This window comes from Shewanella sp. 8A, assembly GCF_023475945.1.
Taxonomy (GTDB): domain Bacteria; phylum Pseudomonadota; class Gammaproteobacteria; order Enterobacterales; family Shewanellaceae; genus Shewanella; species Shewanella xiamenensis.
In genome coordinates this window covers 41,311-55,149 of the sequence record NZ_JAMDJP010000001.1, presented here as the reverse complement: position 1 = coordinate 55,149, position 13,839 = coordinate 41,311, and the positions used below count along the sequence as shown (strand labels likewise).

Here is a 13,839-nt window from a genome sequence, read left to right as displayed (position 1 = left end):
ACTGTTAGTCGCTTATAAAATTGTCCCAATAAAAAACGACGCCATTGCGTCGTTTTTTATTACCCGCGCTTATCACCGCCGGATAAAGTAAAAGGCAATACCCGTAAACAGTAGACTTGGCGCCATCGCCCCGACATACGCAGGTAGTTCATAAACAATACTCATGGGGCCAAATATCTCATTACTGATATAAAAACTAAATCCAGCAACCACACCGAGTAACACCCGCGCCCCCATAGTCACTGTCCGCAACGGTCCAAATACAAAGGATAACGCCACCAGCATCATCACCCCTACGGTAACAGGCTGCATCACCTTGCGCCAAAGGGCTAATTCGTAACGACTTGGGTCTTGGCTATTGCTATTAAGATACTCTAAGTATCCCATTAAGCCGCGTATCGATAAGGCCTCAGGCTTAACCGATACCACACTGAGCTTGTCAGGCGTTAAACTTGAACGCCAAATATCTTCATCTAAATGCTCAAGTTTCACTTCGTCATAGCTTAAATCGGTACGCTTAACATCCGAGAGATGCCAGCTGTCTTTACTGAACAATGCACTTTTAGCATGCACTACATTGGTGAGTTTTAACTCACTGTTAAACTTATATAAAGTGATATTATTGAGCTTATCGATATCCGCAACTTCACCAATATTCACGAACAAATCACCATCTTTTGCCCAAATACCTCGGTGAGATTTAATCAAACTGCCACCGGAGAGTTTGATGGCCTGAAGTTCATTAGCCTTTTGCTCCGCAATTGGGGCGCCCCACTCACCCAATGCCATTACCATCAGCATCAGCGGCACGGCAGTTTTCATCGCCGATAGCGTGATCTGCAAACGCGACATGCCCGATGCTTGCATGACGACAAGCTCCGAATTAGAGGCTAACATCCCCATACCGATCAAGGCACCTAACAGCACGGCCATCGGAAAAAACATTTCAATATCGCGGGGAACAAGGAATAGCACATAAATCCCCGCATCCATCATAGTGTAAGTGCCGCGGCCCACTAAGCGCAGTTGGTCTACCCACTTAATAATGCCCGACAAACCTGTCAGCACCAGTAAACATAACGCCGAAGTGCTTAATAAAACTCGGGCGATATAAAGGTCTAAAATCTTCATGCAGCCACCTTTTTACGCGCCATTGCCGCTGATAAACGGGCAAATAGGGGCCTGTCTTTACCGAGCAGTAAAATCCCCATAATCAGTGCCGACAAATGGATCCACCACATGCCTAAATACTGTGGAATAACGCCATCTTGGAGCGCTTTACGACCCGCAACCATCAGACCAAAATAACCTAGGTACAAGAGAACAGCGGGGAGCATTTTGGCGAACTTGCCTTGTCGCACATTGACCCGAGCCAAAGGCACTGCAATTAAGGTCATAATAGGAATCGCCAACGGAATTGCTAGACGCCAATGAAACTCAGCTACGGCTTCAGAACCTTCCACTTTCATCAAGTCTGCCACCGGTAAAGCTGAAAGTTTACGGCGACGTTCATCAACCTGTTGTTCTTTGATTTGCATCTTATAGCCACCAAATTCAATCATTTGGTAGTCTTTTTGTTGTGGGCTGCCCTGATAACGCACCCCATCATTGAGTTGTAACTGCTGTGAGCCATTTTGATCTTCATTAACGCGTCCCCCCTTGGCAACAACGACGTTAGTCAAGCCAATTTCGTCATTTGGATCGGGGAGTTGGGCCACGAATACTTTTTCAAGCTCATTATCCTTGCCAATGCGTTCGACAAACAGTACCGCACGGCCATTGGGGCTGGCCTGAAAACGCCCTTGCACGAGCGCGGCAAGGCCTGCTTCAGATTGTGCTTTCTCCAGCACTTGGTTTTGTTGCTCCTCCGCCCAAGGCGCAACATAAAGGGATAAATATCCAGTAAACAACATGTTAATAACGGCGAGGATCAAAGTTACTCGAGTAACATACCATTCACTCACACCAACACCGTGCAGAATGACCATTTCATTCTCGGCATACATGCGACCATGGGCCATTAATATCCCAAGGAATAAGCTTAAAGGTAAAACCAGAACAACCAGATAGGGTAAATTAAGGCCTATCAAGGTGGCGATGAGAGAAGCGGGAAATTCACCGTCTGAGGCGTCGGCTAATATGCGCACGAAATGCTGGCTAATAAAAATAGTTAACAGTACAAAAAGTACCGCAATTTGCGCCTTTAAAACTTCTCGAATAAGGTATCTAAATACAATCACAGGTAGGATCCGGTCTCTAAACTTATCTTTTTGCTGGTAACAGACTAACTTTCATGTAAACTGTTTACTTTTGGTAGTTTTCTGACCAACTTCAGGGGTTCCTGGCTTACATTAAATGTCACGGCTTTTTCACAAAAACGTGACTCAAGTGCCGAGAATAAATCACCTTTGGAGTAATAACTTAGGCCCTTTTCGGGACAAGCAGACATTATCCAATAAATATAAAAATTTGTCTTTAAGAATCTAGGAGTGCTCATGGAGTTTAGCGTAAAGAGCGGTAGCCCCGAAAAACAACGCTCAGCCTGCATCGTTGTCGGTGTTTATGAACCCCGCCGTCTATCCGGTATCGCCGAGCAATTAGACAAGATTAGCGAAGGTTATATCAGTAATCTACTGCGTCGCGGCGATTTAGAAGGTAAGCCTGGGCAGATGTTATTACTGCACCACGTTCCTAATGTATTGAGTGAACGAGTGCTGTTAGTCGGTTGCGGCAAAGAACGAGAACTAGACGAGCGCCAGTACAAGCAGATCATCACTAAAACCATCAACACCTTAAATGAAACCGGTTCAATGGAAGCGGTATGCTTCTTAACCGAGTTACACGTTAAAGGTCGCGATACCTATTGGAAAGTTCGCCAAGCGGTCGAAACCACCAATAGCAGTTTATACAGCTTTGATGCGCTCAAAACCCGTAAAGGTGAGACCCGTCGTCCACTGCGTAAATTAGTATTTAATGTGCCAACTCGTCGCGAATTGACCTTAGGTGAACGCGCGATTGAGCACGGCATGGCCGTTTCTGCCGGTATGCATTTATGCCGCGATGTGGCTAACATGCCGCCAAACATCTGCAATCCAGCCTATTTAGCCTCTCAAGCTCGCCAATTGGCCGAAGTCCACGAAAATCTACATGTATCAACTGTAGGTGAAGAGCAAATGGCGAAACTCGGCATGAACTCTTACCTTGCCGTAGGTCGCGCCAGCGCCAATGAATCCATTATGACAGTGATGGAATACAAGGATGCCGTCGACAGCACGGAAAAACCTATCGTATTGATAGGTAAAGGCTTAACCTTCGATTCAGGCGGTATTTCATTAAAACCGGGCGAAGCCATGGATGAAATGAAATACGACATGGGTGGCGCTGCTGGTGTGATCGGCACCATGAAAGCCATTTGTGAAATGAAGCTACCAATCAACGTCGTCGGTATTCTCGCAGGTTGTGAAAACATGCCATCGGGCAACGCTTACCGCCCAGGTGACATTTTAACCACCATGTCAGGGCAAACTGTTGAAGTTCTGAACACCGACGCCGAAGGCCGTCTAGTATTGTGTGACGTGTTAACCTATGTTGAACGTTTCGATCCTGAATTAGTGATTGACACTGCTACGCTCACTGGCGCCTGCGTGATTGCCTTAGGTAAACATGCATCGGGTCTGTTCTCATCACATAATCCACTTGCGCACGAGCTACTCAATGCAGGTGAGCAAAGTGGTGACCGCGCATGGCGCATGCCACTGTGGGATGAGTACCAAGATATGCTCGATAGCCCATTTGCGGATATGACCAACTTAGGTGGTCGTCCAGCGGGCGCGATTACTGCGGCTTGTTTCCTCTCGCGTTTCGCGAAAAAGTACAACTGGGCTCACCTAGATGTTGCAGGTACGGCGTGGAACAGCGGTGCCAATAAAGGTTCAACCGGCCGCCCAGTACCGATTTTGACTCAGTTCCTGATCAACCGTGCTGGCGTCGAATTAGGCGAATAATCCCTAACAAGACCAAAAGGCGAAGAAACATTTCTTCGCCTTTTTTATGCCGCAAAGAAAGCGAAATGCCACTGAGACTAATACGATTAACTATCTGTTCATTCAATTTGATTGCGTGAGAAGAGTTAACAACCTAGATGTGAAAGAATACTGCTATTGAATATTTTTTGATTGACAGCCACGTCCTCGCCCTTTAGTTTTAGTCCCTATGAAAACAAATACCTTAGCGTTTTTTACTTTCTTTTTTACACCCCCACTCTAGGAGGCGGATTTACTGTGTAAAAACGAAAGTAAAAATCCAAAGCCTCCCACTGGGAGGCTTTTTCGTCTTAAACGCTTGAGAATCCGGCGGCAAATGAGGTCAGAATGCAAAAACCACAGCCTTTAAATCACACTCGAGAGCAAATAACCCAGCTCGACAATGAGCTTCTCTCGTTACTCGCCGAACGTCGCCGCTTAAGTCTTGAAGTGGCCCGCAGTAAAGAAGTGGATGTGAGACCCATTCGTGACACCCAAAGGGAAAAAGAACTGCTGGCAAGATTAGTGACGGCAGGGCGAGAAAAAGGCTTAGATGCGCATTATGTTATCTCGCTGTATCAAAGCATTATCGAAGACTCGGTACTGAATCAACAGGCTTATCTTCACGGCCGCGCGAACCCTGAAACGCAAAAACAACAATACTGTATCGCCTACCTTGGCGCCCGCGGCTCCTACTCTTACCTCGCCGCATCTCGCTATTGCCAACGTCGTCAGGTTGAGATGCTCGACTTAGGCTGCCAAAGTTTCGATGAGATAGTCCAAGCCGTTGAGTCAGGCCACGCCGACTATGGCTTTTTGCCGATAGAAAACACTTCGTCCGGCTCAATCAACGAAGTGTATGACGTACTGCAACATACAAGCCTGTCCATCGTTGGCGAGACGACTATCGAAGTAAGCCATTGCCTACTGGGCAAACCGGGCAGCAAACTGAGCGATATCAAAACTGTTTATGCTCACCCACAGCCCATCAGTCAGTGCAGCCGCTATCTTAGCCAGCACAAAGGCTTAAGACTGGAATATTGCTCAAGTAGCGCCGAAGCCATGGAGAAGGTCAACCAGTCTACCGACAATAGCGCCGCTGCGATTGGTAGCACAGAAGGTGGTGCGCTGTACCAACTCGAGTCAATTGAGTCTGGCCTTGCCAATCAAAAGATTAACCAAAGCCGCTTTATTGTTGTGGCACGAAAAGCCGTAGCCGTACCCGAGCAATTGCCCGCAAAAACCACCCTGATTATGGCCACAGGCCAAAAGGCGGGTGCGTTGGTTGAAGCCCTATTGGTGCTCAAGGCGCATCAACTGAATATGAGCAAACTCGAATCTCGCCCTATTCCTGGCACGCCGTGGGAAGAAATGTTCTATCTGGATATCGATGCCAATATTTCCAGCGAAGCCATGCAGCAAGGGCTCAAACAGCTCGAGAGGATCACGCGGTTTATCAAAGTATTGGGGTGTTACCCCTGCGAAACCGTAAAACCGACACAACTCAGCAATAGCCAATTGTTGATTGAACCTAATACCTCTAAAGCCGAAGTATTCAGTGAAGTAAGCACTAAGTCATCTCCCTATCGTTACACTAAGGCTTATAAGGCGCAGGCGAGTGAAATTCACTGCGGCCCCTTTACCATTGGCACAGGCCATCTTGGTGCTATTGCCAAGATGACTCTGAGCAAAAGCCTGCTGTTAGAGTCGTCACCAGCCGTCTTATCCGCCTTTGAGCGCAGAGTGAAACAGCTAAAAGAAGCGGGTTTCCAAGCGGTGATTTTAGACGTATGCCACTCGCTCGCCTCAGCAGAAGCCATCATCCCTAAGCTGCGCCAAACCCTGCATCAGTATGATTTGCTTTGTGTTATTGCCATCGAACAGGCGACGGATATGCCGTTGGCGACAGGCCAAGCGGATATGTTGTTCTTAACGGGCAAACAAATGTTTAATCAGGCCTTGCTGACTCAGGCAGGCACCCTGCCGATTCCGCTATTCCTCGAACGTCACGATATGGCAAGTTATGAGGAGTTTATGGCGGCAACGGAGACGATTTTAAGTCAAGGTAACCAACAGCTTATCCTATGTGACTCGGGCATTCGTACCTATAACAATGCCAACTTACCTACTTTGGATTTAGCAAGCCTCATCCAAATCAAGGCCAACAGTCATCTCCCTATAGTGATTAATCCTTGTTATGCAATCAGCGAAGATGCGCTGCTACTGCAAACTCAAGGGATTAAACAGCTCAAAGCCGATGGTCTAGTGCTGAATTGCTCCCTCGAAGAAGATAAAGCACATGACACACTGGCGCTGATGGCCGAGGTCGTCAGGGAGTTATATCGCTAATTTGCGCGAATAACGATACCAAAGAACATACAGCCACGAATATCGTGGCTGTCTTGTTTAGGGCTTTTAGGATTTTAGGCCTCAAGCTTAAACGCAGCAGGGCTAGGTTCGCTCAGGCGCAATCTGGCTATTGGTATCTGTTGCCACCGCATTACTGCGGCGAATTAACCCCGTCATACTCGATCCCTGCACTAGGATTGAAAACACTACCACGGCATAGGTCATTACGAGTACAAGCTCTCGCAGCTCGACACCGCTTTGTGAATCAATAATAACGCCCTCGGGTAAACTCATCGCCATGGCCAAGGCTAAACCGCCTCTGAGCCCACCCCAGATAAGTATCGACTCGGCATAGGGATTGTAAGACTTAACCAACCTAAATCCGATATAGGGCAAATATACACTCACCGCCCGCGCCGTTAACACCAATGGAATAGCCACTAACATAAACCACCATAATGGCGCCTTAAAGGTGACGAGTGTAGCGCGGCGCGAATTATGATCACGCGTCGCTACAAACTTGATCATCTGATTCTATCGCTTACTGGCCCCATTTGCCTATCACGTTTAAACGCTGATGAGAGGCTATCTAAACCTCGTTTAAACGCCCTGTATACATCCCTTTCCCATACCACAATTTCACTCTCTCGCACGGTTTTTCGACTTGCATTTCGAAAGAAAAGCAGTGGGCATTTCTGTGATTTAATTTTCTCAGACAATTTACTGACTCATGCGGGCATAAATTTGCGCGATTTTGAATCTGTTTTATTGTTTGTTAAAACCCAAACATACTTATAAGAAGGAGATTTTATGCATGCAGTTCATGCAGATTCGTTTCAAAGTATAGAAAACAAGGTTGTATTACTTATGGATTGCCTGGAGGGTAAGCGAGTCGAGCTGGGACAGTCGAGTCATATAGCATGGTTTGAACACTTAAACTCTATTCTGACGGATGTGCAAAACTTAAAACACCAGCTCAACAACTAACCTGAAAGCCCCGTGAGGGGCTTTTATTTATCCAGCTAAATCTCTACCCCATCAACTAAAACAGCGCCTGCGAACTCTGGCAAAGCTATCATGTGAGCATAGGCTGCTTGGCGCGGTGTCATGCCGTCAAAATCTGGATTATCCAAGTTAATACTGAATACCTTAGTGTTACGGCCATCCTTAAAAATCTCCACTGGAGGCTTACCAGCATCAAACGCGGCTTGTGACATAAATACGCTAACTATCGCACTACAGCCACAGCCGCCATTTTGTGACTTTAGGATTTTATAGGATTGATTTACCGCTTCACCATCACCACCAGGGGCGGCAATAATATCTAATCGCTCTGAACTAGAAGAGTTATTGCTTACGTTAAGCTCTGAAATTACCAGCATAGGGTTAGTTAGTTCTAAACCCGATGCCAGCGTAATGGTTGGTAATGTAAATGCCATAATGACCTCTATTGCTCTGTTGATATAAGTGAAAGTGTTTGACGTGAAACAATGGTGTTTAAAAACGGGCGTGAGTGACTAGATATGTAAATTCTGTACGTTGTATTTGCAGTAGATGCATTACTATCAACGAATGTCATACTGCCTGCACAGTTATACGAAACACGATAAGTGGTTGTAGGCCAAGTTTCTGTATCCACGTCTTTGAATACAGTACCTGTAAATGTACCACTAGCTCCTGAGACATCTTGCCAGCTTCCGGCGATAAAACGCTGCACTTTCCAATGCAATACTTCAGCTGTTGTGACATTCCCTGGGTCAACTGTTTGTGAGTAATTAGCGCTGCAACTATACGAAACAACAACCGACTTTGGTTTGCCATTAGTTCCAAAAGCCCCAACTTCAAGAGCGATTGATGCCGCGGGATAAAGAACTATTGTGGTATTTTGTGCTCCATTTTTCAGCACACCCGCGCTGAGCGAACCGCCAAAGTAGGCGTCACCATTTGCAGCCAGATAAGTTATCGCGTTAGATTTTCTTAGGTTAGCCCAATCAGGTGAACCGTTGAGCAGCAGTTTAGGCCCGTACCATTCAACCAGCCCATCAGGGCCAAATGCTGTTGCAGATTGCACCTTCATAAACGCGGAACCAATCAAGCGAACCTCGCCGCCCTCGATAATCGGTGATGAGATTTTTTCACCCGCTTTTATATGGCGTCCTAGGATTGCATCGGATGCAATTGAGTTAGCAGTAAGCCCACCGAACACAGCCAAACGAGCCACTAAATCATTGAATAACGCACTGGTACCGACCAGCTTGTTAATCAGTGCGGTATCGGCTTGTATTTCATTGGCAGTCAGGCCGCCAAATGCACCTATGCGGGCTTTAAACTTATCGAATAAGCCGCTATTACCGATGATTTGACTTGCTGAGATTTGGCCGCCGCCAAGGACAGTTACCGATGGATTTAACCAACGATCAGTTGTTACCACACCACCGTTGTAATAACTGAGCGCCCTTAAACCAACACGTTTAATACCAGGGTTCAAACGGCAAAAAAAGAATACATTTAATGACTCTGGAACGGCTGAAACATCTACATCAGCACCGATGATATATGCTCGCATTTTTCGAGTTTCACCATCCAGCATTTGTCCATACCAAAAGTAAAAATTGCCAGAGTTCTCAACAAAATTACCATTAGTGTCAAATGACTGAACCGAGTTATTACCATCAGCATACATGCCAAAATATCGCTGCCCGAATAAGCCACCACTTACATGATGAATACTAAAATTGACCTCATAAATCTTGCTATGATCAATATCAAACGGCTCACAAAACCCTTCCACATTACCTGAAGTGGTTATTTCCATTGCCTTAATCAACTGCCCAGCATGCCAATGGTCAACGAGCGGAAAACCGCTCCATCCCTTTGCATCACCAGTTAAGCTGAAGTTATTTACTAAGTTGCGGGATAGTACATCTAGCTTATCAACCGTGATCGCTTTGGCAGCAATACTGTTGGCAGCAAGGCCACCAAAAGCGGCAATTTGGGCTTGAAGCTGATTGAATAGACCGATATTTGAAATCAGTTTTTGGATTAATGCAGTATCAGCCGTGAGTTTTTCAGCAGTAACAGCACCAGCTTGTAAGTGATTGGTAGCAATAGCTAATGATGCAATAGTCTCAGCAGTTAAGCCGCCAAAATTACCGATTCGTGCTTTAAGCGCGTCAAACAAACCTGAGCTTGCAAGTAGAGTATTAATTAATCCTATGTTGGCGTTAAAGTTACCTAATTCTATGGTTTTTATCGCATTATCATTTTGCACATCAGGGGTATATTCAAGCCCTGGCGTCCATTCAGGGGCAACTGTTGTGTCTGAACTAACAATACAAGCAGACACCCTAGTAAAAAACAGGTAACTATCAGGAAAACCATCATCGGTATCATATTTTCTAACGTATAAACGCATATATGCTGCGTTAGAAGGTGCAATTCCAAATGATTGTAATCGCTTAAAGCTATTAGTGGTTCTACCACCAATGTAGCCTTCGGAGAAATAAACCATTGAAAATTGTGTTACCAATAACTGTGTATCATCTTTATCGTAAAAAGCGCCAAATAACGCGGCACTACAGCGATGCACACCTAAATATCCAGCAAAGCAATATTTTTTTCCCGCTACAACGGGGATATTCTCAGTATGTAAGGTTAAATCTTTATTCGTGGTTCCTGTTCCGGTACCTGCTTGATATAAAACGGCAGTAGCTCCACCTTTTAACGCCCAATCGCCATTTCTCCAAACTTCAATCTGGTAGGTATTAATGTTAAATGTCCAACCATTCCAACCAGGGATATTTGTGAATGAAGTGATATTGCCAACAGTATCCATCAAAAACGCACTGTTTTTAACGAGGTTAGCCCCATCACGATTGTTATCTGTATAAGATTTAGCAGTAGATATGGCATAGTTTTGTTTGTTTAGCGCATCAAGCGCGGCGCTGGCCTCGGCCTGTGCTCTTGCGGTATTGGCTTTAGCACTTGCATCGGCAGCAGCGGCAACTATCGCCGCATTTTTTGCCGCCTCAGCTTTTGCTTGGGCATCGGCGCTGGTTTCCATACCAATGGCGATTAAATCGCCTTTATCAGTAACTTCATAGAATGACAGTTCGTCAATATCTGCAATGCCATTACCATTGGCATAGTTAACAATCAGCATAGGGCGAATATACGCGGTACCAACCCTAAATTGATTAAATGAATCATTACCTGCACCAGTGATATAGCCCTCTAGAACATGCCATCCATCTGCTTCAGAAATATTTACACCAATCGCACAGCAATAACGGTGCGTTCCTGGTTCTGAATAAATGAAGTTAAGATTTTTATCGAGTGTTACAACGCCTGCGTACACCTCGCGGCGGCCTGTACCATTAGAGAATTGCCTTACCTTTATACGCATTTTATAGCGTTTGCTGGTATCAACAGGGATTAAACCGATACCGTAAACCCAACGCTCACCGTTTACCCTCAGAATGTTTCCGCCATGCTCACCATCTTTAACCACTGAGAAAGCAGGATCATAATTGAGTGAGAATAAATTTTCGGATGGGCCTTCATAACCTGTTGAGTAACAAAGCAAGCCGCGTTCAAAGAAAAAGTCAGGTAAAGTCCGATAGTACGCATCGTTTCTCAGTGCTGGATCAGCAAGGGCAGCAGCCTTAGCCGAATCAGCCTTAGCCTGTGCGCTGGCTGGCGTTTCACCGCCGAGGGCTGGCGCGTTAATGCCTTGGTTAAGTAATGACAACGCAGTGATCAGATTGTTAGCTAAGGCAGGGTTATTAAGCGCATCTTGCGCGGCCAGCATGTCTTTGTCAGGAGCGTTCGGCAACTTACCAGCTAATAAATTATCAAGCTTGGCTTCTTCCTCTGGCGTAAAGATTGGGCCTATATCTGGCTTAATCTTTGACCAGGTATAATCCTGCCAGTTACCGCTTGGGGTAGCTGTTGGTTTATCAGTAGCAAGGCCCATATAGGCTTTACCATCACCCAAGGCTTCTACGGTAGTAAAGCCTGTACCTTGGTTATCATCAGCCCATGCAAACCAGGTATAGCTTTTAAACGTGTTACCAATCAGGTCAATGATCGATGAGTTATCCGCCGAGGTTGTGGCTTGCACAGGGCCATACCAGCTGCTGGCACCGTAGTTATTAATGGTACGCGCCCACACTTGATATCGGGTATTAGGGTGTCTATCTGGCCATACAGCGTCTTTACCTGTGCCGATAAGCGCCGCATCAGCGATATTGTTGGTGATGCTACCTAAGATCTCAAACTGTGTAGTTTGCGCAATCGCAGCGGCGGTTGTGGGGCGGAGTGTTAGCGTTAATGGCCCCGCAATCACTTCAATTCCCGTCACTGGCGCAGGCAAAGTAGCCCCAATAGTGATGGTGGCAGGAGCATTAGATCGGTTGGCAAAAAGGTTTAGCGCCCATACTGATACGGTATAAAAACCTGCATCAAATTTTGGCAGCAATAAGTGGGTGGCGTCTGCGTTGGTTTGATAAACCACTTCACCTAAGCCGTTGCTCACCTCAATAACATAGCGATAGCTACTGTTATTCGCTGGGGCGCTCCATGTCAGTTCGCCTTGCCATTGCGGATCATCTTGATATTCAACGTACTGCAAACCAACTGGCGTTGGTACCGTAGCCGGATTGGGTAAAATAACGTTAGGGGTTAAGTCTCGCTCGGTATAACTACCCATTGCGTAGTCAAATAACTCGGGTGAGGTTTCAACCAAAATCAAACTAACAGGTTTACCGTAATCAAACTGCCAATCGACGATTTGAAAGGTACCATCAATCCCCAAGCGTGGCAGGCTTAAGCCCACAACTTTACCCACGCTCACTGCTACCCCAATCATTTTAACGGGCATAGAGATTTGCATGCCTGCACGCTTCTGCTCTAAGTACAGTTTACCTAGGCGTTGGGCTGTCCATACTGATTGGGTAAAGGGCAGATCTAAATCGTGATCAATATATTCGCCATCGTCTTGGGCACGATAATAGCTAGACTCATACGGCGGGAAGTCCGTTGGCTGATAGAAGTTCTCAGGGTCAACAAAGGTACCGCGCACTGCGTTGCACAGTTCTGCACGGGGCGTATATGGCCTAACATCAATATCACCTGCGGCATCATCCTCGGTTAACACCAGTACTTCTGGCCCCTGGTACACGCCTGCATATAACCGATACTGGCCGCTAACATACACATGCATGCCAGCGCCCGCCGTTAGCATTTTCTCCATAATGGATGAAGGCGACACATCGGTGTTATAGGTACCATTACAGGTATAGCGCTTCTCAAATTTACCCGTTTTATATTCAACCAGTTGATCACTATCGTTGGCCGCCGCTGCAAAATAACTTAAATCAATTTCGTGTGCTGCGGCTCCAACGCCTGACTCAAAGCGGTTATAGTCCAAGCAGCATAATGCCCAGTTATCAGACCATTCCCACGTTGCAGGGTCACTCCAGTTATGGGTGGTTTTACGGGGGTCATAGACTTGTTTACCGCGCACCAACGCTTTGATATTCGGTACACCGTTGGGGAATACCTTGGTATCAAACTTGAGGCGAGCGTAGAGGTACGTGACACCAAAGCCAACGTGGGCCGATGTCCACTGGCGGCATTCAGCGGTTAAATCAGGATCAGAGGTGGTTTGATTGCCAAGGTGAATTTTGATCCGTGCAACACTGGCATACTTTGACGTTAGCGCACCATTGGCCCAGGCTACGTCATCGCCAAAATAGATTTTTTCAATACCATCACATCGATGGCCAGCCAAGGGGATCACTAAATGCAGATAGGCATTATCCGTCCCCGTTTCCTCCGCAAACACCAGAGGGCCAGATACCATGGCTCTGCCGTAAATCCCACGCCGAGGTTCGACAGGGCTACGCAGCATCTGCTGTTGTGAGAAGGCTTCGTTAGCAAAACTACCACCATCAAACTTAGGCGTGGCTGCATAGGTCAGTGCCGCAGCGCCAATCCCAATCGCAATGGCCGCAGCGGTAGAGACTACCCCAGCAGCAGCGACACCCGCCGCAATACCAACGATTACTGGTGGCATGGCAACCTCCAACCAAACTCTACCAGCGTCAGCGGTAACGCTACTGCGCCTTGCTCACCCATAGCCCACACATTTGCGCCCCAAACAATCCCCAGTGCTGGCGCATCGTCTTGCATCAATAACGCAATATCGCCACGCGCTAAGGCTAATACATCCACACGCTCACCAAATGCAGCATCGGCAATATCCATAACCGAGTTAAAGCCCGCGCGGCGTAGTGCCCGCGTTGCGCCTAACTTGCTGTGATAGTGACCGCGAAGTTCTGCTGCTGGGTCAAAACCACACATTTTTTGCACCCAGTTAGCAACGAACAAGCAGCAGTCACATTGGCCCCATTCAAAAGGGCGGCGACGGTAATATGGTAAAAACTCAATGAAGTTATTAGTCATT

Annotated in this window: 7 protein-coding genes, 1 pseudogene and 1 other annotated feature; of the genes and pseudogenes, 2 read left to right on the top strand and 6 right to left on the bottom strand. The window is 46.6% G+C overall.

Translation table 11 applies throughout. From position 1 onward, the window contains the following. Positions 1 to 72: 72 nt before the first annotated feature. Together lptG and lptF are read right to left on the bottom strand one after the other, a co-directional pair. Complete coding sequence (gene lptG, locus M0413_RS00305) at positions 73 to 1,131, bottom strand: LPS export ABC transporter permease LptG (RefSeq protein ID WP_037425424.1); 1,059 nt, start codon at positions 1,129 to 1,131, stop codon at positions 73 to 75. Next, positions 1,128 to 2,240, bottom strand: a complete 1,113-nt coding sequence (gene lptF / locus M0413_RS00300) for an LPS export ABC transporter permease LptF (protein WP_249552767.1) — start codon at positions 2,238 to 2,240, stop codon at positions 1,128 to 1,130. Before lptF ends, lptG begins: the two co-directional genes overlap by 4 nt. Positions 2,241 to 2,495: 255 nt before the next feature. On the opposite strand from lptF, the gene pepA reads away from it, so the two are divergent. Then, positions 2,496 to 4,004 (top strand): leucyl aminopeptidase, encoded by a 1,509-nt coding sequence (pepA, locus tag M0413_RS00295; protein ID WP_249552766.1) that lies wholly within the window; start codon positions 2,496 to 2,498, stop codon positions 4,002 to 4,004. 210 nt (positions 4,005 to 4,214) lie between these two features. Beyond that, positions 4,215 to 4,333, top strand: a sequence feature (Phe leader region). A gap of 37 nt (positions 4,334 to 4,370) precedes the next feature. Next, positions 4,371 to 6,371, top strand: coding sequence for a chorismate mutase (locus M0413_RS00290; RefSeq protein ID WP_249552765.1), 2,001 nt, complete (start codon positions 4,371 to 4,373; stop codon positions 6,369 to 6,371). Between the two features lie 102 nt (positions 6,372 to 6,473). Here M0413_RS00290 and M0413_RS00285 read toward each other — a convergent pair. The 4 genes and pseudogenes from M0413_RS00285 to M0413_RS00270 all read right to left on the bottom strand — a co-directional run. Continuing rightward, positions 6,474 to 6,851, bottom strand: a pseudogene (locus M0413_RS00285) (cation:proton antiporter domain-containing protein); the annotation flags it as partial. Between the two features lie 542 nt (positions 6,852 to 7,393). Next, positions 7,394 to 7,810, bottom strand: coding sequence for a hypothetical protein (locus tag M0413_RS00280; protein WP_249552764.1), 417 nt, complete (start codon positions 7,808 to 7,810; stop codon positions 7,394 to 7,396). Between the two features lie 8 nt (positions 7,811 to 7,818). Further along, entirely contained in the window at positions 7,819 to 13,449 is a 5,631-nt protein-coding gene (locus tag M0413_RS00275) for a phage tail tip protein J-related protein (RefSeq protein WP_249552763.1), read from the bottom strand. After that, positions 13,437 to 13,838, bottom strand: coding sequence for a DUF6950 family protein (locus M0413_RS00270; RefSeq protein ID WP_249552762.1), 402 nt, complete (start codon positions 13,836 to 13,838; stop codon positions 13,437 to 13,439). Before M0413_RS00270 ends, M0413_RS00275 begins: the two co-directional genes overlap by 13 nt. Position 13,839 lies beyond the last annotated feature (1 nt).

Bases quoted from the DNA above. Each gene is read 5' to 3' on its own strand.
- M0413_RS00270 (WP_249552762.1), bottom strand. From the start codon at position 13,838: ATGACTAATAACTTCATTGAGTTTTTACCATATTACCGTCGCCGCCCT.
- M0413_RS00280 (WP_249552764.1), bottom strand. From the start codon at position 7,810: ATGGCATTTACATTACCAACCATTACGCTGGCATCGGGTTTAGAACTA.
- M0413_RS00290 (WP_249552765.1), top strand. From the start codon at position 4,371: ATGCAAAAACCACAGCCTTTAAATCACACTCGAGAGCAAATAACCCAG.
- lptG (WP_037425424.1), bottom strand. From the start codon at position 1,131: ATGAAGATTTTAGACCTTTATATCGCCCGAGTTTTATTAAGCACTTCG.
- M0413_RS00275 (WP_249552763.1), bottom strand. From the start codon at position 13,449: ATGCCACCAGTAATCGTTGGTATTGCGGCGGGTGTCGCTGCTGCTGGG.
- pepA (WP_249552766.1), top strand. From the start codon at position 2,496: ATGGAGTTTAGCGTAAAGAGCGGTAGCCCCGAAAAACAACGCTCAGCC.